Origin of the sequence: Devosia sp. SL43 (genome assembly GCF_021729885.1) — a bacterium.
Lineage (GTDB): Bacteria > Pseudomonadota > Alphaproteobacteria > Rhizobiales > Devosiaceae > Devosia.
Window position 1 is genome coordinate 3,122,148 of sequence record NZ_CP063401.1, and the last position, 22,159, is coordinate 3,144,306.

Here is a 22,159-nt window from a genome sequence, read left to right on the forward strand (position 1 = left end):
CCGGCATTCCCAAAAATTCGTGATCGTGCAAATTTTTTCTTATTGCGTGTTGGCAAAACTGCCTTGATACATGGACATGTAACAGCACAAATCTCGGCAAAGATACAAGCCAATTGTACGATCGGGTGTTGGAGCAAAGAGAGGATAGGGAGGCGATCATGCAAATAGTTTCATGCACGATAGGCTTTACCTTGAAAGGTTCATGATGCCCTAATTCACCCGCAGGTGAATTAGGCAGAAGCACAAGGGAAGAAATCAATGAGTGCCAACAAGTGGATCACGCGCCTGGCGCTTGCGGCCATGTCGGTGACGGCGCTGGCCGGCTCGGCCTGGGCATTCCAGGAAGCGCCGATGCTGACCGAAATGGTCGAGGCGGGCTCCCTGCCTGCTGTTGACGAGCGCTTGCCGACCAAGCCAACCGTCGTCAATGCGCTGACCGTCGGCGAATACGGCGGCACCTGGCGCCGTGCCTTCAACGGTCCGGGCGACCGCTGGGGTCCGACCAAGCTGATGGAAGAGCGCGTGCTCAAATGGGCCGCCGACGAGAATGGCGGCGCAGTGCTGGTGCCGGGCTATATCGAAAGCTATTCAGTCAACGAAGACTCCTCGGCATTCACCTTCACCCTTCTCGAAGGGCTCAAGTGGTCAGATGGCGTGCCGGTTACCACCGAGGACGTGCGCTTCTGGTACGAGGACATCTTCCTCAACGCCGACATCGTGCCCAATATCGACGCGACTTTCGCGCCGGGCGGCAAGCCAATGGAAATTGAGATCGCCGACGAACGCACCTTCACCGTGAAGTTCGGCCAGCCCTATGTCTACTTCCTGCAGATTCTGGCCAAGGACTCCACCGGCGAGCCCAGCCTGGACCGCCCGAGCTTCCTGTTTCCCAAGCACTATCTCAGCCAGTTCAACAACAAGTATGCCAGTGAGGAGGAGCTCGCCGCAGCTGCGGCTCAGTTCAACGTTGCGGGCTGGATCGACCTGTGGGGCTCCAAGGGCGCCGCGACGGCCTGGTGGCTCAACCCCGATCTGCCGGTGCTGACCGCCTGGAAGGTCGAGACCCCACCGCCCGCCGATACCGTGGTGATGGTCCGCAACCCCTACTATTACGCTGTCGACCAGGAAGGGAACCAGCTTCCCTATATCGATCGCATCGAGCACCGCCTGTTCCAGGATCCCGAAACGCTCAACCTGATGATCGCCCAGGGCGAACTGGACATGCAGGATCGCCACCTGAGCCTGGCAAACTACACCTTCTACAAGGAAAACGAGGAGCGTGGCGGCTACCAAATCGTCACCTGGAAAGACTCCAATATCTGGTCTCTCGTGCCCAACATGACGACCAAGGACGAGGTGCTGAAGGTCCTGTTCGAGAATGAAGCCGTTCGACAGGCCCTCTCGGTGGCGATCGACCGCGACTTGATCATCGAGCTGACCCAGTCTGGCCTGTCCAAGCCCATCCAGGCTGCGCCGGTTTCGGGGTCGCAATACTACGACGAGGCACTGTCCACCCACTGGACTGAATATGATCCGGACCTTGCCAACGAACTGCTCGATGGGGCCGGCCTGACCGAGCGTGACGATCAGGGTTTCCGCCTTCGTTCGGACGGCCAGCGCCTGAGCATCGTCGTCGAGGCCAATGATCCATCCCAGGCCAAGACGCTGGAATTGCTGACCGAGAACTATGCCGAGGTCGGTATCGAGATGCTGCCACGCGTCATCGATCGGACCCAGTGGGACAATAACCGCGCCAACAACGACTTCCAGATGCAGTGGATGCCCTATGACCGCATGACCTATGTCCCGGCCGATCCGCGGCGCCTGATGGGTTCGGACAGCTTCGGCAACGAATACTACAAGTGGTACTCCACCGGCGGGACCTCGGGCATCGAGCCCAGCGCTGACAATGCGCTGCGCGACATCTTCGATCTGTGGGATCAGGCTTCCCAGGCCGCCTCTGTGGACGTGGCCGATGGCCATGTGCAGGAAATGGCGGAGATCTTCGCCAATCAAGGCTGGGTAATCGGCGTCTACGGCGAAGGCCCGGTGGTCAACGTCGTGTCCAACCAGATGCAGAACGTGCAGCCCGATCTCGTGCAGGATGATATCTTCCGCGGCGTGGGTATGGCCCGCACCCAACAGTTCTGGCTCGACCAGAACTGATCGCAGACAACAGGCCCGGGGACAGTCCCGGGCCTCGATTACCGCGACCGGTGCCGGCTTGGAACTCGATCAGGCCGGCACCGGACGGGAGAGGACCGGCAGCATGATTGCCTTTATTCTGCGGCGCGCGCTTCTGGCGATACCGACGCTGATCTTCATTTCCTTCATTTCCTTCGTCATCATCCAATTGCCACCAGGCGACTACGTGTCCGCCTATGCAGCAGAGCTGCGCCGCACCGGAGACTACATCACCACCGCGCAGGAAGCCGTGATGCGTCTGCAGATGGGGCTGAACGATCCGCTGCTGGTGCAATACTGGCGCTGGATCACTGCCATCGTGCTGCGCGGCGACTTCGGCTATTCGCTGGACTGGAACGCCCCAGTCTCCTCGCTGATTTGGGACAAATTGGCCCTGACGCTGGCCATTTCCACGGTCAGCCTGGTTTTGACCTGGCTCATCGCCATTCCGGTCGGCGTCTATTCCGCCACAAGGCAATATTCCTTCTTCGACTACGTGTTCACCGTCTTCGGCTTTCTCGGTAAGGGCACCCCGGATTTCCTCCTGGCGCTTGTGCTGATGTGGCTCAGCTTCGTCTATCTGCAGATAGACGTGGGGGGACTGCTGTCACCGCAATACCAGAGCGCCCCTTGGAGCGTGGACAAGGTCATCAACCTGTTCCAGCACCTGTGGATACCCCTGGTGGTGCTGGCGACAGGTGGCGCGGCCGGCCTTATCCGCGTCATGCGCGCCAACATGCTCGACGAACTGGGCAAGCCCTATGTCGAAACCGCCTACGCGCAGGGCCTGAGCGAAGGCAAGGTCGTGTGGAATTATCCGGTCCGCGTCGCGCTGAACCCGTTCATCTCTACTGTCGGTTGGGCGCTGCCGGCGCTGTTCTCGGGCGACATCATCACCGCGGTCGTTCTCAATCTGCCCACCACCGGTCCGCTGCTGCTGCAGTCGCTCAAGATGCAGGACATGTATCTGGCCGGCAGCTTCATTCTCATCCTCAGCGTGTTCACCGTCATCGGAACGCTGATTTCCGACATTCTCCTGGCGTGGTTCGACCCGCGCATTCGCTACGCGTGAGGCCCGCCCCATGACCGAAGAGACCGTTGCGATCGCTTCGCCCAAGGCGAAGGACCACAAGGAAGACCTGTACACCGCCAAGCCATGGCAGCTGATCTGGCGCCGCTTCTCCAAGCACGTTCTCGCTGTTGTATCGCTCTGGTTTCTGGTGCTCCTGGCGCTCTGCGCCGTCTTTGCCGAGCCCGTGGCGCCCTATGATCCGTTCAAGGTGGAGCGCCTGCGCACACTGGCGCCGCCGACCCCCATTCAGTTCATTCACGAAGGACAACTGCGCGCCCCGTTCGTCTATGGGCTTTCGCGCGAGCGTGATCTCGACACAGCGCGTGTGCTCTACGAGACCGACACCGAAACGGTCCTGCCCATACAGCTATTCTATGCCGGCGACGACTACAGTTTCTTTGGCCTGTTCACCACCGATATCCACCTGTTCGGTGTCGAGGGCCGGCGCGAATACATCAACCTGTTGGGCACCGACGACCTCGGTCGCGACGTGTTTTCCCGACTGGTCCATGGTGCGCGCGTCACCCTGTCGGCGGGTCTGGTCGGCGTCGCCTTTGCCTTTGTCCTGGGCCTCACCCTGGGATCGATTTCGGGCTATTTCGGTGGCTGGATCGACAGCTCGATCCAGCGCTTGATGGAGTTCATCCGCTCCATTCCGACCATCCCCTTGTGGATGGGCCTAGCCGCTGCCCTGCCGATCGCGTGGGATCCGATCTGGGTCTATGTGCTGATCACGCTCATCCTGGCTTTGATCGGCTGGACCCATCTGGCGCGTGTGGTGCGTGGGCAGTTCTTCGCCATCCGCAACGAGGATTACGTGATGGCGGCGCGGCTGGCCGGGGCCAGCGAATACCGCATCATCACCAAGCATATGCTGCCCTCGATGACCTCCTACATCATCGCGGCGCTTACGCTGGCCGTGCCGGAAATGATCCTGGGCGAAACGGCCCTGAGTTTCCTCGGACTCGGCCTGCGCCCGCCGGTGGTGAGCTGGGGCGTGCTGCTGCAGGACGCACAGAACCTGCGGTCGATCTCGCTGGCCCCCTGGCTCCTGTCGCCGGGTATCGCGGTGGTGCTCACCGTACTGGCCTTCAATTTCCTGGGCGATGGCCTGCGCGATGCGGCCGACCCCTATGGACAATAGACCATGACCACACTTGCAATGCCTGCCGAGCGTCTGCTCGAACTCGACAATGTCCATGTCCACTTCCCGCTGCGCGAGGGGCTGGTCAAGGCCGTCAACGGCGTGTCCTATCACGTCAACAAAGGCGAGGTTCTCGGCATTGTCGGCGAGAGCGGCTCGGGCAAATCCATCACCGCGCGTGCCATCATGCGCCTGCTACCCAAGCGCGCCGTCGCACCGGAAGGCGCCATTCGCTTCCGTGCCCGTAGCGGGGAGGGCTATGACCTCGCAACGCTCGATCGCAACAGCCGCGCTATCCGCCAGGTGCGCGGCCAGCATATCGGCATGATCTTTCAGGAGCCGATGACGGCGCTCTCGCCGGTCCATTCCATCGGCACCCAGATCATGCGCACCGTCCAGCTGCACAAGGGCCTGAGCCGCGCGGCGGCGCGCGAACGCGCCATCGACCTGCTCGGCAAGGTACAGATGCCTCGCCCGGCCCAGATGGTCGACGCCTTTCCGCACCAGCTTTCGGGCGGCATGCGGCAGCGCGCCATGATCGCCCTGGCCATATCCTGCGACCCCAGCCTGCTCATCGCTGATGAGCCGACCACGGCGCTCGACGTGACCACCGAGGCGCAGATCCTCGAACTGCTCAAGCAGCTGCAATCCGAGCTGGGCATGGCCATCATCTTCATCACCCACAATTTCGGCGTCGTCGCCGACATCGCCGATCGCGTGTCCGTGATGTATCTGGGCCGCATGGTCGAGACCGCCTCGGTCGACGACATCTTCTACGCGCCCAAGCACCCCTATACGCAGGCACTGCTGCGCTCGATCCCGCGTCTCGGCGTCGATCAGGGCCGCCGTCTGCCCACCATTCCGGGCATGGTCCCCGACCCGTTCAGCGTGCCACCAGGCTGCGCCTTCAATCCGCGCTGCGGCCACGCCGTGGCTGGTCTATGCGACGTCATCGTGCCACCCGAAAAGCAGTTCGGCTCACAGATGTCGCGCTGCCATATCGCCGAACAATTCGTCACATCTGGGGAGCCAGCCCATGTCTGATCTGCCGGCTGGCGCGGGCCTGTCCCTGCCCGATGACGTGCTGTTCTCGGTGCGCAACCTCAAGAAGTATTTTCCCATCCATGCCGGCTGGCTGAAGCGTCACGTTGGCGACGTCAAGGCAATCGACGACGTCTCGCTCGACATCCGCAAGGGCGAAACTCTCGGCCTTGTGGGTGAAAGCGGCTCTGGCAAGTCCACCGTCGCCCGGCTGATGCTGCGCGCCTATGATTTGACTGAAGGGCAGATCCTGTTCCGCCGCGCCAGTGGCGAGGTGGTTGATCTGTCCGGTCTCAGTGATCGCGAAATGCGCCCGCTGCGCGCCGAAATGCAGATGATCTTTCAGGATCCCTATTCCTCGCTCAACCCGCGCATGACCCTGCTCGAACTGGTGGGCGAGCCGATGGTGATCCACGGCGCCGGCGGCCAGAGCGAAATCCGCGACCGGGTTGCCGAGCTCCTCAAGGTCGTTGGCCTCCGCCCGGAATTCGTCAACCGCTATCCCCACGCCTTCTCCGGTGGACAACGCCAGCGCATTGGCATTGCCCGCGCTTTGGCGCTTAATCCGAGCTTCATCGCCGCCGACGAAGCCGTCTCGGCGCTTGACGTGTCGGTGGCGGCGCAGAACATCAATCTGTTGCAGGATTTGCAGGAGCAGTTTGGTCTCACCTACCTGTTCATCACCCACGACCTGGGGATGGTCGAACACATCGCCGACCGGGTCGGGGTGATGTATCTGGGGCGGCTGATGGAGGTTGCGCCGACCGAGCTGCTGTTCTCCAAGCCGCTCCATCCCTATACCGAAGCCCTGATGGCCGCCGTGCCGCAACCCGATCCGCGCGGCAACCGCACTCGTAAGCGCGTGCCGCTCAAGGGCGAAATCGCCAATGCGGCAAACCCGCCGTCCGGATGCAGCTTCCATCCTCGTTGCCCCTATGCGCAGCCCCGGTGCAGCGCCGAGGTTCCGGCCCTGCGCAGCGTGGACAGCGGGCGGCAGGTGCGCTGCCACTTCGCCGAGGAGCTGTCGCTGATCGGGGCCGTCGCATGATTGTTTCCTCCCGGAGAACTACACCGGCGCTGCTGGACGAGCGGGCCTGCCTGCTGCGTATTAGAGCGCCGGTCTTTTCTCCGCCACGCCCGCCCTTGGATTGTTTGCCGATGCCTTCTCCCCTGATGACTTTAGCGCGTGGCGATAGCCTCAATGCCTGGGCTCTTTCGGCAATCGAGGCGCGCCATTTCCCGGGGATACCTGCGGTCGCGCACGATCCGCAGCACTATCGTTACGTGAACGGCTTCGTCGATGTGGGCGACCTGCCATGCCGCGTCGCGACCTGGCAGGACGTAGCAACACGTACTGTGGCACTGCAGACCGATTGGCCGGTGGAAAGCCTCTACTTGCCGGGCAACAACCGTGCGGTGGAATTCAGCCAGTTCCAGCATCGGCCGACGCGGCTGACGCGCTGGTGCCGGACGCGCGTCGCGAGCCCTGTTGATCGCTATTGTTCCTTCCGCCTGTCGACGCGCGGCGGCGTCCATATCTGGGTCGATGGCGAACTGGCGGGGCGCTTCGAGCCCTACACACGCAACAGCACCGAAGAGACGGTGGTTCACCTGCCGATCAAGGCCGCGGGCAGCGACATAGTGGTGCTCACCGAAGACATGGCCGAGCGCGATGTCATCTGGTTCTTCGAACTGACGCTGCTCGACGACGTCAAGCTGGACGTGTTCCTGCCCGACGCGAAACTGGGCAATCAGGTCGCGCCCCTCACCGCCCTGGCAAGCCAGGTGCGCGTCCGCGACGAGGTGGTAGGTGGCCGGGACGAGGTGGTGCTCGAATTCGACGACCCCGCACCAATGGATGTCGACATCCGGGTGCGCGTCGCCGCCACGTCCCACACCCATGCGGGCATGCTGGATAAGACGCTGACTTTGCCGGCCGGCGCCACCGCGTTGTCGGTTTGCGCCGCCAGCGAACTGCCCGTTGGCTACCATACGATGCCGCTTGTGTTCATCGCCGGGGATACGCGGGTAGACCGCACCATCGGCTTTGCTGTGCTGCACCAACCTCAGCCAGCGGCAGTGTCAGGTGATTTGGCGCAGCGAAAGCGCATCGCCCTCGACCATGCCGCCAGCCACGGCGAAATGCGCATGGGCACGGCAGTGGCGTTGCTGGAAACCGGACGGGGCGGCGACGATCCGCGCCTGCGGCCAATCATCGAGGAAACCCTCGCCGCCATCGAAGAGCGGCGCGACTGCGCCGATTTCGTCTCGGTGCCGCTGCTCTGGGCCTATATGCGCCACGCCGCGAAATTCCCCGACGACCTCAGGCAGCGCAGCGAACGGGCCCTGCTCGATTTCCGCTACTGGGTGGATGAGCCGGGCAATGACGTCATGTGGTTCTGGAGCGAGAACCACGCTTTGTGCTTCCACGTCTCCCAGCTTCTGGCCGGGCTGACCTGGCCCGAAGCTACCTTCACGGCCTCAGGCCGCACCGGGCGCGAGCAGTCCGCTTTGGCGACCGAACGGCTGGGTTTGTGGTTTGATGCCGTCGAGGAGGATGGTCTCGCCGAGTGGAATTCGGCGGCCTACTACCCCGTCGATTTTATCGGCTTGCTGGCCCTCGCCGAGCTGGCGCCCGAACCCATCTCCGCGCGCGCCCGGGCGCTATGCGACCGCATCTTCACCATGGTCGCGCTGCACACGCTCGAAGGTGTACCCGCCGGATCGATGGGTCGTGCCTATGACAAGGAATTGCGCGCCGGCCCGCTGACCGAGCTGGCGCCCTTTGCCGCGGTCGCCTTCGGCAAAGGCTGGCTCAACAGCGGCGTTGCTGCGCTGCCCATGTTTGCAGCCGGTCGGTATGAACCACCGCACGACCTGGCGCGTCTGGTCGAGCCGAAATCCAACGAAGCCATCGTGGCGCGCTACCGGCAAGGCTATGGTCCGGCGGCGATGCTGACGCTTTACAAGACAAGCCAGGTGCAGCTGTCCACCAACAGTGGCGCCAAGCCGGGCGGCTATGGCCACCAGCAGCATGTGCTGGACCTGCGCTTTGCCGCTCACCCTATGGCGCGCAGCTGGGTCAATCACCCCGGCGAGGACGATCCCTGGGGCCAGCGGCGGCCCTCCTACTGGGCCGGCAACGGCAATTTACCCCGCGTCGGTCAGCACCACCATATCGCTATGCTGCTTTACCAGCTCGACCCGCAGGCGCGTATCCCGTTCACCCATGTCTTCGCCTCGCGCAACGGCGTGGAGCATCACCTGCACGGCGACACCCTCATCCTGCGCGCTGGCGACGCCATGGTGGCCTATAAGGCGACCGGGCCGCTGGAGGCCATCGTCAAAGGCCCAGGCGCCGGCATCGAATATCGCAACCATGGCCGCCAGCAAGGCTGGGCGACGATCGTGGCGCAAACCACCGATCTCGCTCGCTTCGCCGCCGAAGTTGAACAATCCCGGCTCAGCCTTGATCCGGAAGCCGGCAAGCTGGTGCTGACGTTGCCAGGCCAAGCCGAGCATGTTCTCGACTGGTCGCTGGGCCTTCTCGTATCAGGCAAGCCGATCCTGCCCCCGACCCTGGAGAGCGATCCCACGATCGAATTCTTGCCGTTCGGCTGATCAGGTCGGCTGCTTGCGCAAAACTGCCAGGTTGAAACCCGGGCCGTCGAAGACCAGCTCGAGGCTCATCCACAGCGGGATCAACTGCTCCATCGCCCGGCAGGCCCGCAGATCGCCCAGATCGATGATGTCGCGCCAACCGAAGGCCTTGAGCAACGCGGTCACCTCGGCCTTGGCTTGTGCATGATTGCTGGCGATGAAGACGCTATGGACCACGCCGAGATCGGCTGGATCGACCATCAGATGGGCGCTGACGCTATTGAGCGTCTTGACGACCAGCGCTCCGGGGAACGTCCGCTGGATCAGCTCGCCCAACGGATCGACGATGGGCTGGTCGACCGCCGAATTGTAGTTGCTGATATCGATGACGATCTTGCCATCGATGGTGCAGCCCTTGAGCGTCTCGATGACGAACTCGCCCGGCAGCGCGTTGACCACGATCTGGGCACGCGCGCAGGCCTCGGCATGACTGCCGACCTTCGCGCCAGGCAAACCCGTCTTGCCATTGCCGGGGTTGCGCGAACCGAACATGACATCGTGACCAAGCGCCGCCAGTTTGCCCCCGACCGCGCTGCCCACCTGACCCGTACCCAGAACGCCAAACCGCATGATCATCCACCTCGTTATGCCGGCAGCATAGTCTGCAATCTGCAGTTGTGTCCTCCCGCGTGGACAATTTCGCGATCCAACCCTTGTCAGCTGCAACCGAAACCCATGATGTGCGTTCTGGCATCTGGCCAAAAAATGCCTGCGCCATAGCGCGTTGGCGGGCCATATGCGTTGAGGGGCAGAATTGACCGACGTTATCGCCGACGACCAGACCGGTGTTTTCGACTTTATGCCGGGTTTTGTGGCCATCCTTCGCGGCCCCGAACACGTCTTCGAATATACCAATGACGCCTATCGGGCCCTCGCCGGCATGCGGGAATTCGCTGGTCGGACGGTGCGCGAGGTCTTTCCCGAGCTGACCGGGCAGGGCTTCTACGAGCTGCTCGACGGCGTCTATACAACCGGCAAACCATTTACCGCCCGCAGCATTCCCGTCACCCTCGACCAAGATGAGGGCGATCGCGTCATCGACCTGCTCTATAATCCCATGCGCGACAGGCATGGTCGGATCGACGGCATTTTCGTCGGTGGCTACGACGTCACCGAGGCTTACCGAGCCCAGGAGCGCTGGCGGGTTCTCGCTGAACTCAGTGACCGGATGCGGGACATGACCAGTCCCGAAGACCTGGTCTATACCGCCTCGGAAATCCTGGGCCGCGCCCTTGGCGTAACCCGCGTCGGTTTCGGCACCATTGATGCCGACGATGTGCTGCATGTCGATCGCGACTGGAATGCGCCTGGTATCGCCTCGCTGGTCGGCGAGACCCGCATGCGCGACTATGGCTCGTTCATCGACAGCCTGCGGCGGGGCGAAACCGTTACCATCAATGATACGCGGGATGATCCACGAACGGCGTCGGCAGTCGACGCTATCCTGGCCAAGAGCGTGCGCTCCTTCGTCAACGTTCCGGTTGTCGAGCATGGCAAGCTGGTGGCCATGCTGCTGGTCAACCATATAGATCCGCGCCAGTGGCGCGAGGACGAGCTGACCCTGATCCGCGAGGTCGCCGACCGCGTGCGCACCGGCGTCCAGCGCCTGCGCCATGAAAATGAGCTGCGCCAGAGCGAGGAAGTCTATCGCAGCCTGTTCGACGCCATCGACGAGGGCTTCTGCATCATCGAGTTCTTCGACGGTCCGCATGGCCCGCTCAGCGACTATGTCCATATCCAGGCCAATGCCGCCTATGCGCGCCATGCCGGCATTCCCAATGTTGTCGGGCAGAAGCTGCGCGAAATGGTGGGCGATGAGGCCGATGAATGGGTGCGCCGCTATGGCGGCGTGCTGCGAACCGGCCAGCCGATCCGTTTCGAACAGGAGCTGATCGCCACCGGGCGCCATCTCGAACTGTCCGCCGTACGTATCGAGCCGCCCAGCCGCAAGCAGGTCGCTGTGCTGTTCCAGGATGTCACCGCGCGTCGCAAGGCCGAGGCGGCCTTGCGTCAGAGCGAGGAGCAGTTTCGTGTCTTTGCGCAGGCGGTGCCCAACCAGGTGTGGGCCAGTCGACCGGATGGCAACCTCTATTGGTTCAACGATCAGGTCTATGCCTATTCGGGTGAGGCGCCGGGCAGTCTGGATGGCATGGTCTGGGGGCGCATCGTCCATCCGGACGACCTGGAGGTGGCGGCGCGCAACTGGATCAACGCCCTCAGCGTGGGCGAGATCTACGAAACCGAGTTCCGCATCCGGCGTCACGACGGCACCTATCGCTGGTTCCTGGTGCGGGCCGAGCCCGTGCGCGCCAGCGATGGCAGCATATCGCACTGGATCGGCACCAATACCGACATAGAGAACACCAAGCGCCAGGCCGAAGAACTGGCCGACCTCAATGCGACGCTTGAGCAGCAGGTCGAAATGCGCACCGCCGAGCTGATGGCGGCCGAGGAAACACTGCGCCAGGCCCAGAAGATGGAAGCGGTCGGCCAACTCACCGGCGGGCTGGCGCATGACTTCAACAATATCCTGGCCGGCATTGGCGGCAGCCTGGAAATGATGTCGACGCGGCTGGCACAGGGCCGCATCGGCGATCTCGATCGCTACATTACCGGCGCATCTGGCGCCGCCAGGCGCGCCGCAGGCCTGACGCAACGACTGCTTGCCTTCTCGCGCCGGCAGACGCTCGACCCCAAGCCGACCAACCTCAATAGCCTGGTCAATGGCATGCTCGACCTCGTCACCCGCAGCGTCGGACCGGGCGTTGAGGTCGAGACGGCGGGCGGGGTGGGCCTCTGGACCACCTTCGTCGATGCCGGGCAGCTCGAAAACGCGCTGCTCAACCTCTGCATCAATGCCCGCGACGCCATGCCCGATGGCGGCAAGCTCACCATCGAGACCTCCAACCGCTGGATGGATGAGCGATCGGCGAGGGAACGGGGCCTGGCGCCGGGCCAGTATATCTCGCTCTGCGTCAGCGATACTGGCACCGGCATGTCAGCGGACGTCATTGCCAGGGCTTTCGACCCCTTCTTTACAACCAAGCCCATCGGGCAGGGCACCGGCCTTGGCCTATCGATGGTCTACGGCTTTGCCGGACAATCGGGCGGCGCGGTGCGCATCTATTCGGAGGCCGGCAAGGGCAGCATGGTCTGCATCTATCTGCCACGCTTTGCCGGCGAGGCGGAGGTCGATGATGCCGATCTCGGCCTTGCGCCTGACGCGCCCCGTTCGGAGGGGCACGAAACCATCCTGGTGGTGGACGACGAGCCCCTGGTTCGCATGATCGCCACCGAGCAACTCGAAGAACTGGGCTATACCGTGCTCGAAGCGGCAGATGGACCGACAGCACTCAAGATTCTCAATTCCAACCGGACGATCAATCTGTTGATCACCGATGTCGGCCTGCCCAGCGGCATGAACGGACGGCAGCTCGCCGATGCCGCGCGTGTCAGCCGCCCGAACCTCGAAGTGCTGTTCATCACCGGTTATGCCGAGAACGCGGTGCTCAATCACGGGCATCTCGATCCGGGCATGCATGTGATGACCAAACCGTTCCAGATGGACACTTTCGCCAGGCGGGTTAAGGATCTGATCGCCAAGGACGTGGGCTAGAACGACGCGCGCGAATGACGCAGAGTTGGATCGATGTCTCCGGAGACCACGATGGCCTTCACCCTGCGCCAGCTCCAGTATTTTGTCGCGGTCTGCGAGGCCGGCACGGTCTCGGGCGCTGCCCATACCATTTCCGTGTCACAGTCTGCTGTGACCGACGCGATCAAGGATCTCGAGCAAGATCTCGGCGTCACCTTGTTCGAGCGGCACCGACGCGGGCTGTTTATCACCAACCGAGGGCACCAGTTTTATCGTCATGCCGCCCGCATTCTGGGCGATGTCTCCGACGCCCGCCGCAGCTTCGGTGAGGAGGTCCAGCCGGGCGGCGGCACGCTGCAGCTGGGGGTCACCTCGCTGGTGGCCGGCTACATCCTCTCCGACCTCCTGGCCCGCTATCGCCGCGCGCAGCCTTCGGTGCAGGTGACGGCCATCGAGGACAACGGCGATTATCTCGAACACTTGCTGATCGGCGGCGAGCTCGACGTAGCGGTAATGGTCATTTCGAACATGCGCGACCGTGTCGCCTTGCAAGCGGAAATCTTCGAGACCTCGCCCTATCGGCTGTGGCTGCCGCTGGGTCACCGGCTCGCGGGGGCGGAGATCATCGAACTTTCCGATATTGCCAAGGAGCCCCTGATCATGCTGACGGTGGACGAGACCGAGGAGAATACAGGCAAGCTGCTATCGGCGCTGGGGGCACGGCCGCATGTGGCGTTCCGGACCCGTTCGGTGGAGGCTGTGCGTAGTCTGGTCGCGACCGGGGCAGGGCTGGCCATCCTGCCGGACCTGATCTATCGCCCCTGGTCGCTGGAAGGCGACCGCATTGAAAGCCGCGACGTGGCGGGGGCCCTGCCGGTGGTGCAGGTGGGCATGGTCTGGCGCAAGGGCTCGCAACTGCCTCGGGCGGCGCGGGACTTCATTGCCATGGCCCAGGCACAACATGCTCGTCATCGATCCTGATGTGGTATCGGTTTTTCCGATACGACCTTTCTAAACAATGCGTTTGCGAAAGTTAACGCCCGTCATAAGCTCTGCTTCCAAGGGAGCCTCGCGCTCCGCGCCCGCTCCCGAGCGCGACCAGCCTGAAAGGGCCGGTCGGAGACGTTCAGGAACAGGAGACTTCGATGAAATCGATACTGAGGACAGGTACCGCGCTCTCGATGGCGGTGCTGTTTTCCGGGCAGGTAACGGCCCAGGAAATGTTGCAAGCTCTCGGCGCGGCCGAAGGCCAGGTCAGCATCGTGGCCTGGGCTGGCTATATCGAACGCGGTGAAACCGATCCGGCCTTTGATTGGGTCACCGAATTCGAGGCCGCCAGCGGCTGTAAGGTCTCGGTCAAGACCGCCGCCACCTCCGACGAAATGGTCGCGCTGATGAATGAGGGCGGCTTCGATCTCGTCACCGCCTCCGGCGACGCTTCGCTCCGCCTGATCGCCGGCGATCGGGTGCAACCGATCAACACCGCGCTGATCCCCAGCTGGTCCACCATCGACGAACGCCTGCAGAATGCGCCGTGGCACACGGTCGATGACGTCCACTACGGTACGCCCTATGTGTGGGGCGCCAACGTGCTGATGTACAATACCGAAGTTTTCGGTGACACCCCGCCCACCAGCTGGAACGTGGTATTCGAGGAGATGACGCTCCCCGACGGCCAATCCAACAAGGGACGCGTGCAGGCCTATGACGGCCCCATTTATGTGGCTGACGCGGCGCTCTACCTGATGAAGCACCAGCCCGAACTTGGCATCACCGACCCCTATGAACTCAACGAAGACCAGTACAAGGCCGCCCTCGACCTGTTGCGCACCCAGCGCACCCTGGTCGGCCGCTACTGGCACGATGCCTTCATCCAGATGGACGACTTCACCAATGAAGGCGTGGTCGCGTCCAGCTCCTGGCCGTTCCAGGTGAACGTGCTCAAGGCCGGCGGCGCGCCAGTGGCCTCCACCTTCCCCGAGGAAGGCATTACGGGCTGGTCCGACACCACCATGCTGCATGCCGACAGCCCCAACCCCAACTGCGCCTATATGTGGATGGAGCATTCGCTCTCACCCAAGGTGCAGGGCGACGTGTCGGCCTGGTTCGGCACCGTGCCGTCGGTTCCCGCCGCCTGCACCGGCAATGCCCTGCTCGGCGACACCGGCTGCGCCACCAACGGCTACGAGAACTTCGACAAGATCAAGTTCTGGCGCACCCCAACTGCCCAGTGCTCGACGGGGGAATGTGTGCCGTACTATCGCTGGGTGTCTGATTATGTCGGGGTGATTGGGGGGCGGTGACCGCTAATCCTTCAGTCGACACCCTCCCCCTTGTGGGGAGGGATCAAGGGTGGGGGTGGATTGGCCACGATATCGGGGCTCCCATCACCCCCTCCCAACCTCCCCCATCAAGGGGGAGGTGCCGCGCGGTGCGTGTGGTACACCGGGGACCGAAGTGACAAGCATAAATTCGTGGCGGACGGAGCGATGACCACCGCCGTATCCCTTTCATCCATCACCCGCCGCTTCGGCGATGTCCTGGCGCTTGACGCCATCGATCTCGACATTACCGAGGGTGAGTTCTTCGCCATGCTGGGGCCGTCCGGCTCGGGCAAGACGACCTGCCTGCGCGTCATCGCCGGATTCGAGCAACCGAGCTCCGGCGAACTCTCCATCTTCGGCCAGCGCGCCGAAACCGTGCCGCCATACAAGCGCAACGTGAATACTGTGTTCCAGGACTATGCGCTGTTTCCCCATCTCAACGTCATCGACAACGTCGCCTATTCGCTGATGCTGCGGAAGGTCGAGCGGTCAGAGCGCTACCGCCAGGCCGAGGCGGCGCTGGAAATGGTCAAACTGTCAGGCTATGGCGCCCGCCGCCCCAGCCAGCTCTCCGGCGGCCAGCGGCAACGCGTGGCTCTGGCCCGGGCACTGGTCAATCAGCCCAAGGTGCTACTGCTCGACGAGCCGCTGGGTGCCCTCGACCTCAAGCTTCGTGAACAGATGCAGGAGGAGCTCAAGAGCCTGCAGAAGCGGCTGGGCATCACCTTTATCTTCGTCACCCACGACCAGGGCGAAGCCATGTCGATGGCCGACCGCATCGCGGTGTTCAACCTCGGCAAGATCATGCAGGTGGGTACGCCAGAGGAAATCTACCTCCGGCCTGCTTCCCGCTTTGTCGCCGACTTCGTCGGCTCCTCCAATGTGCTGCCGCCCGATTTTGTCGCCATGCTGACCGGCCATCCGAGCTGGGCCAGCCTGCGGCCGGAAGCGGTGACGGTAACGGCAGGGGCGGGCGCGAACCTGAGTGGCACAGTCGTCTCCCGTAACTATCTGGGCGCCACGACGCGGCTCACCGTTGATATGGCTGGCCAGCGCATCCACGCCGTCATGCCATCGGGCCCGACCATACCCGCCGAAGGCGATGCGGTGTCAGTCTCGTTCGACCCGACCGCCCTCCACCGCATGGCGGATACGCGATGAGCACGGCCGACGGCGCCTTCACCGAGCATAGACACGGCGCGCTGACGGCTATGTCAGACCTGTTCTGGCGCCGGCCCAACTTGCTGGTCTTCCTGCTGCTGGTGCCGCCGCTGCTCTGGCTGGGCGTGATCTATGTCGGGGCGCTGCTGGCGCTGCTGCTGCAGAGCTTCTACGCCATCGATGAATTCACCGGCCTCGTCGACTACGACGTGCTGACCCTCAAGACCTACCGCGAGCTGTTCAACCCAGCCAATCTCGACATCATCATCCGCACCGTGCTGATGGCGTCGGTCGTCACGCTGGCCTCGGCCGTCATCGCCTTTCCGATCGCCTACATGGCCGCCCGCTATGTCAGGGGCAAATGGAAGGCCATGTTCTATCTCGCGGTCATGTTGCCGCTGTGGTCGAGCTACCTGGTCAAGATCTATGCCTGGAAGCTGATCCTGGCCAAGGAAGGCATCCTCAACTGGCTCTTCGAACAGCTTCACCTGACCGGCCTCCTTGAAGCCTATCTGGCTTTGCCGGTGGTGGGCGGCGGCTCGCTGTCCATCAGCTATACCGGCACGTTCCTCGTCTTCGTCTATGTCTGGATGCCCTTCATGATCCTGCCGACCCAGGCAGCCCTGGAACGCGTCCCGGTCAACCTCACCGACGCCTCCGGCGATCTGGGCGCAACGCCTTGGCAGACCTTCAGGCATGTCATCTTCCCGCTGGCGCTGCCGGGCATCATCGCCGGCTCAATCTTCACCTTCTCGCTGACGCTGGGCGACTACATCATTCCCCAGATCATCGGCAGTTCTCGCCTGTTCATCGGCCAGGCCGTTTACGCCCATCAGGGCACGGCCGGGAACATCCCGTTGGCCGCCGCCTTCTCCGTCGTGCCGATCGTTATCATGGGCCTTTATCTGTGGATGGCACAGCGCAAGGGGGCCTTCGATGCGCTCTGACGCCCCCCGCGCCCCGCTGGGCCTCAAACTCGCCGCCGGGGCCGGTCTCGTGTTCATGATTGCGCCGCTGCTGCTCATCTTTGTCTATGCCTTTACTACTGAGGAGCGGACCTATCAGTGGCCGCCGCCGGGCTTCACGCTGCAATGGTTCGGGGTGACCTGGGGCCGGGCCGATGTGTGGGAGGCACTGACGCTGTCGGTGCAGGTAGCGACGGTGTCCACCGTCATCGCCCTCATCCTCGGTACGCTCTGTGCTGCTGCGGTGTCGGGCAGCAGGTTCTTCGGCCGCGAGGTGATTTCGCTGCTGGTCATCCTGCCCATAGCGCTGCCGGGAATAATCACCGGCCTCGCGCTGCGCTCGGCCTTTGGGATGACCGATATCCCGTTTTCGTTCTGGACCATCGTCGTCGGCCACGCCACCTTCTGCGTGGTGACGGTCTATAACAACGCCGTCGCCCGCTTTCGCCGCACCTCAGAATCGCTGATCGAAGCCTCGATGGATCTCGGCGCCGACCAGTTCCAAACCTTCCGCTACGTCATCCTGCCCAATATCGGCACGGCCTTGCTGGCCGGTGGCATGCTGGCTTTTGCGCTGTCTTTCGACGAGGTGATCGTAACCACCTTCACCGCCGGGCAGCAGCAGACCCTGCCGATCTGGATGCTGGAGGAACTGGTGCGCCCGCGCCAGCGGCCGGTGACCAATGTTGTGGCGCTGGTCGTCGTGCTGGTAACGACGATCCCCATTCTCTTGGCCCTTTACCTGACCCGCGACGGCGACCAGATCGCCGGCAGCGGCAAATAACCGAGGAGGAACTCTTGGATACCAAGATGCTGATCGGCTCGGCCTTCGAGGCCGGCACCGAAACCGAAGAGATTATCCTCAACCCCAAGACGGGTAGCGAAATTCTCAAGCTCCCCGAAGCGTCGCTGGACCAGATCGATCGGGCCGTCGGGGCGGCGAAGAAGGCCTTCACCGGCTGGTCGCGCACCACGCCCGGCCAGCGCTCGGGCTACCTGCTGCGCATTGCCGACGCGATCGAGCGCGACGCAGCCGCCTACGCGGCGCTCGAAGCGCTCAATTGCGGCAAGCCCATCAATGCCGTGATCAACGACGAAATCCCCGCCATCGTCGATTGCTATCGCTTCTTCGCGGGTGCCGTCCGCTCTATGACCGGCACCGTTTCGGGCGAATATCTGCCGGGCCATACCTCGATGATCCGCCGTGACCCGATCGGCGTCGTCGGCTCCATCGCGCCGTGGAACTACCCGTTGATGATGATGGCCTGGAAGCTGGCCCCGGCCATCGCCGGCGGCAATACGGTGGTGTTCAAGCCATCTGAACAGACGCCGCTGTCGGCGCTCAAGCTGGTCAGGGCGATGGCCGATATCCTGCCCGAAGGTGTGGTCAACCTCGTGCTCGGCCGTGGCGACACGGTGGGCAATGCACTGATCAATCACCGCGACGTCGACATGATCTCCATTACCGGCGACGTGGCCACCGGCAAGAAGGTGCTGCAGGCAGCGGCCAAATCGGTCAAGCGCACCCACCTTGAGTTGGGCGGCAAGGCGCCGGTCATCGTCTATGACGATGTCGATCTCGAATCGGTGGTGACGGGCCTGCGCGCCTTCGGCTTCTACAATGCCGGACAGGACTGCACCGCAGCCTGCCGCATCTATGCCGGCGACAAGATCTACGAAAAGCTGGTGGCCGATCTGAGTTCGGCTGTCTCCACCATCAAGCTCAACGACCCCGACGATACACTCAACGAAATCGGCCCATTGATCTCCCGCCGCCAGCGCGACCGAGTGGCGAGCTTTGTCGAGCGGGCCGCCGAGCTGCCGCACATTTCCGTCACTACCGGGGGCAAGCCGGCCAGCGAGCGCGGCTACTTCTTCCAGCCCACCGTGATCGCCGGGGCAACCCAGGAAGACGAGATTGTCCGCCGTGAGGTCTTCGGGCCAGTCGTCTCCATCACCAGGTTCAAAGATCCGGAAGATGCCATCACCTGGGCCAATGACAGCGACTATGGCCTCGCCTCATCGGTGTGGACGAAGGACGTCAGCAAGGCCATGCAGACGGCGGCCCGTCTGCGCTACGGATGCACCTGGATCAATACCCACTTCATGCTGGTCAACGAGATGCCGCATGGCGGGCTGAAACAGTCCGGCTATGGCAAGGACATGTCGTCCTACGCGCTCGAGGACTATACGGCAGTCCGGCATGTGATGATCAATCACGGGGGGTGATTAGGGCATCGTAATCCGGTGCCGCACCCTCGGATAGTCACTCTTGGGCTTGACCCGAGAGCGTTGCGCCCAAGACGCGCTCAGCAAGTGACGAACCCTCGGGTCAAGCCCGAGGGTGACGATCAGGTTGGAGAGGCCTAGGCCCGTCAATCCGCCAGCTTGCTCCACATGACCTCGGGGGACCAGGCGAAATCCTTGTCGAACGGATATTGCGGAATGGACTTGTGCTGGCGCTCCAGGCGCTCGACGAACTGATCCACCACGCCGGGCGACAGGGCCATCAGGCTCGGATTGGCGATGGGGCCGAGGTCAGGCGACAAGTAGCCCGATTTGACCACCACGATCTTGGCTGTCCTTGGGTCTAGCCCGAGCTTGGTGAAATCGGCGATGTTGTGGAACGGTCGACGGCGTGCCGCCAGCACCAGGTCGATACCGCCAATGCGAACCACGGCCTCGCGGAGGCGCGGGTCGGGCGTGTCGAGCAGGAAGACGACCTCGGCTTCGACATGAACCGGCTTGCTCGACAGGTCGAGGGTCGCGCCGATGCTTGATGTGATCGTTCGGCCAACGCCCGCCGCATAGGCGGCGTCGGTGGCAGCCTTGTCGGTGATGCCGGCAAAGATCACGCCTTGCGCATTGCGCGCGATCAGTTCAGCCAGAACCTCTGCCCTGTCTCCGACGCCGCCGCCGGTGGGATTGTCGCCCGACTCGGCCAGCACCACCGGCGCGGTGTCCGAGGTCACCGCCCAGGCGACACACTCCTCGATACTCCCGGTCTTGGTGCCAAACACGAAGCCCTCGCGAATGTCCCAATAGTTCTGCGCCAGGTGTCGCGCAGCCTCTGTCATCGCAGCCCGATCCGTACCGGTGATCACCGCGCAGGCGGTTGAGCGGGGCTCATCCGCCCAGACATAGCCGACCTGGAACGAGGCATCCCAGATGCCGGAAGGATCCTCGACGGCCTGGAGCTGGGTATAGAAGCTGCGCGCCGGCTCATCCTGGGTCGAGGTACGCTCGCCCGGCAGCAGTACCGGCACTGGCGCCCAGGCGACAACCGGACGCTGACCGGTTCGGAGCGCTCGGATCAGCATGGTCACCGCCCGGCGCATCGTGTCGGGCACGTCGATATGCGGCGCGGTGCGGTAGGTCGAGAAGATGTCGAGGCTGTCGACTATCTTCTGGCTGACATTGCCATGCAGGTCATAGCTGGCGGCGATGATCACATCCGGCCCGACAAGCTCACGCACGGCAGAGATGAAGTCGCCTTCGGCGTCGAACATGCCATCGACATGCATGGCGCCGTGCATGGCCAGATAGACGCCATCGAGCGGCAGGGCGGCCTTGATACCCTCCAGTATCTCGGCCTTCCAGCGGTGATAGATGCTGCTTTCAACCGGTCCACCGGCAATGGCGCGGGCATGCAGCACGGTGATGAATTCTGCCGGGAAGTGGGTCAGGAAGTTGAAATAGTCATCCCGCAGCATGGACGGCCCGCGCAGCACCTTGAACTCGGCTTCGCGGATCAGGACGGGATTGTAGGTGCTGCATTCGGTATGCAGCCCGGCAACAGCGATGCGCATCAGAGCACTCCGGGAATATTGGCTTCGGGATTGACGGTGGGTGGCTTCGGTTTGACGGCAAGCCGGCCACTGAGAAACAGGCTGACCAGCAGCACCGGCACGAGGCAGGCAATGCCCCACCGGATATCGGCATGTTCGGCGACGAAGCCGATGACCGGCGGGCCGACGAGAAAGCCGAGCAGCGCGACGAAACTCAGCGTCGCCACATTGGCAGAGGCGGGGCGGTCGGTCAGGCCCGCGGCAGCGGTCACCGCCAGTGGGAAGCCCACCGAAACGCCGAGGCCGATAATGCCGAAACCGACAAGTGCCAGCGGCGTATTGGGCGCGACATAGAGCATGGCGGCTCCGATGACCGCCAGCACGCCGCAGATGCGGGCCGTGTTGACGGCGCCAAAGTGCCTCTTGAGCGTGTCGCCGCCAAAGCGTCCGGCCGCCACCATCATGGCAAAGACCGCATAGCCAAGCCCGACCGTACCGGCGCCGGCTCCCAACGCATCGCGCAGGAAGATGGCTGACCAGTCCGCCATGGCGCCCTCGGTCATGGTGATGCCGAAGACGAAGCAGCAGATGCCCAGCAGCGTCCAGCTCGGCAGGGCCCATGCCGAACGCTGCCCTTCGATTTTGGCCGCTTCTACGGGATAGACTGGCAGGGCAGTGGCCACCAGCAGCGCCAGCGGCAGGACTACGATAGCCACCAGCGGTATGGCCCAGCGGGCTTCGAGGCCGAGCGAGGCCAGGCCAGAACCGAGCAGGCTGCCCACCATGATGCCAACGGACCAGCAGCCGTGTGACGTGGTCATGATCACGGCGCCGGTGTTCTTCTCCACCGCATCGGCCTGCACATTGAGACCGAGCTCGACGAACGACAGCGAGGAGCCCGCCAGCATCAGCGCGACGAAGAGCAGCGCAGGGCTGGGGGCTAAGGCCGGCAGGCTGGTGGCGAGCGAATAGAGCACCATGCCGACAATGATCGCCGTTCGCGGTCCGATTTTGCCGACTATAGGCCCGGCGAAGGGCAGGGTGATCAGTGTGCCGCAGGGCAGGCCCAGCAGTGCGAAGGCCAGACCCGCCGGGCCAAGACCGAGCGACTGTTGCACATCGGGAATACGCGGCAACCATGACCCAAAGGCAATCGGCTGCAGGAAGAAGATCAGCATGGTCAGGCGCTGGGGGGAGAGGGAAGACATGCTATTTGCCACGAGTG

16 protein-coding genes are annotated in these 22,159 nt (G+C 63.2%); 13 read left to right on the top strand and 3 right to left on the bottom strand.

Annotation, left to right across the window (positions count from 1 at the left end; genetic code table 11):
* Positions 1-258: 258 nt before the first annotated feature.
* From IM737_RS15355 to IM737_RS15380, 6 genes are all read left to right on the top strand, one after another.
* The gene (locus IM737_RS15355) at positions 259-2,166 is read left to right on the top strand and encodes an ABC transporter substrate-binding protein (RefSeq protein WP_236895267.1); all 1,908 of its coding nucleotides are present in this window, start codon (positions 259-261) and stop codon (positions 2,164-2,166) included.
* A gap of 103 nt (positions 2,167-2,269) precedes the next feature.
* Positions 2,270-3,256, top strand: coding sequence for an ABC transporter permease (locus IM737_RS15360; protein WP_236895269.1), 987 nt, complete (start codon positions 2,270-2,272; stop codon positions 3,254-3,256).
* 10 nt (positions 3,257-3,266) lie between these two features.
* A complete protein-coding gene (locus IM737_RS15365; protein ID WP_236895271.1) occupies positions 3,267-4,400 on the top strand; it encodes an ABC transporter permease in 1,134 nt (377 codons plus the stop codon).
* A 3-nt stretch (positions 4,401-4,403) separates the two neighbouring features.
* Complete coding sequence (locus IM737_RS15370) at positions 4,404-5,444, top strand: ABC transporter ATP-binding protein (RefSeq protein WP_236895273.1); 1,041 nt, start codon at positions 4,404-4,406, stop codon at positions 5,442-5,444.
* Positions 5,437-6,489 (top strand): ABC transporter ATP-binding protein, encoded by a 1,053-nt coding sequence (locus IM737_RS15375; protein WP_236895275.1) that lies wholly within the window; start codon positions 5,437-5,439, stop codon positions 6,487-6,489. Before IM737_RS15370 ends, IM737_RS15375 begins: the two co-directional genes overlap by 8 nt.
* Positions 6,490-6,599: 110 nt before the next feature.
* Entirely contained in the window at positions 6,600-9,062 is a 2,463-nt protein-coding gene (locus tag IM737_RS15380; RefSeq protein ID WP_236895277.1) for a hypothetical protein, read from the top strand.
* Here IM737_RS15380 and IM737_RS15385 read toward each other — a convergent pair whose 3' ends face one another.
* Positions 9,063-9,671: an NADPH-dependent F420 reductase gene (locus tag IM737_RS15385; protein ID WP_236895279.1), complete on the bottom strand. Its 609-nt coding sequence runs from the start codon at positions 9,669-9,671 to the stop codon at positions 9,063-9,065.
* A gap of 184 nt (positions 9,672-9,855) precedes the next feature.
* Between IM737_RS15385 and IM737_RS15390 the strand changes: the two genes are divergently transcribed.
* The 7 genes from IM737_RS15390 to IM737_RS15420 all read left to right on the top strand — a co-directional run bounded on the left by IM737_RS15390 (position 9,856) and on the right by IM737_RS15420 (position 19,375).
* The gene (locus IM737_RS15390) at positions 9,856-12,717 is read left to right on the top strand and encodes a PAS domain-containing protein (RefSeq protein ID WP_236895281.1); all 2,862 of its coding nucleotides are present in this window, start codon (positions 9,856-9,858) and stop codon (positions 12,715-12,717) included.
* Between the two features lie 51 nt (positions 12,718-12,768).
* Positions 12,769-13,677 carry a LysR substrate-binding domain-containing protein gene (locus IM737_RS15395; protein WP_236895283.1) on the top strand — a complete coding sequence of 303 codons (909 nt, stop codon included), beginning with the start codon at positions 12,769-12,771 and terminating at the stop codon, positions 13,675-13,677.
* Positions 13,678-13,841: 164 nt separating this feature from the next.
* Positions 13,842-14,999 (top strand): ABC transporter substrate-binding protein, encoded by a 1,158-nt coding sequence (locus IM737_RS15400; RefSeq protein WP_236895285.1) that lies wholly within the window; start codon positions 13,842-13,844, stop codon positions 14,997-14,999.
* Positions 15,000-15,185: 186 nt separating this feature from the next.
* Positions 15,186-16,181 carry an ABC transporter ATP-binding protein gene (locus tag IM737_RS15405; RefSeq protein WP_236895287.1) on the top strand — a complete coding sequence of 332 codons (996 nt, stop codon included), beginning with the start codon at positions 15,186-15,188 and terminating at the stop codon, positions 16,179-16,181.
* Positions 16,178-17,128, top strand: coding sequence for an ABC transporter permease (locus IM737_RS15410; RefSeq protein ID WP_236895289.1), 951 nt, complete (start codon positions 16,178-16,180; stop codon positions 17,126-17,128). The genes IM737_RS15405 and IM737_RS15410 overlap by 4 nt, the downstream gene beginning before the upstream one ends.
* Positions 17,118-17,930, top strand: coding sequence for an ABC transporter permease (locus IM737_RS15415; protein ID WP_236895291.1), 813 nt, complete (start codon positions 17,118-17,120; stop codon positions 17,928-17,930). The genes IM737_RS15410 and IM737_RS15415 overlap by 11 nt, the downstream gene beginning before the upstream one ends.
* Positions 17,931-17,944: 14 nt before the next feature.
* Positions 17,945-19,375: a gamma-aminobutyraldehyde dehydrogenase gene (locus IM737_RS15420; protein ID WP_236895293.1), complete on the top strand. Its 1,431-nt coding sequence runs from the start codon at positions 17,945-17,947 to the stop codon at positions 19,373-19,375.
* A 146-nt stretch (positions 19,376-19,521) separates the two neighbouring features.
* Here IM737_RS15420 and IM737_RS15425 read toward each other — a convergent pair whose 3' ends face one another.
* Positions 19,522-20,955, bottom strand: a complete 1,434-nt coding sequence (locus IM737_RS15425) for a M81 family metallopeptidase (RefSeq protein ID WP_236895294.1) — start codon at positions 20,953-20,955, stop codon at positions 19,522-19,524.
* On the bottom strand, positions 20,955-22,142 hold the full coding sequence (locus IM737_RS15430) for an MFS transporter (protein ID WP_236895296.1): 1,188 nt from the start codon (positions 22,140-22,142) through the stop codon (positions 20,955-20,957). The genes IM737_RS15425 and IM737_RS15430 overlap by 1 nt, the downstream gene beginning before the upstream one ends.
* Positions 22,143-22,159 lie beyond the last annotated feature (17 nt).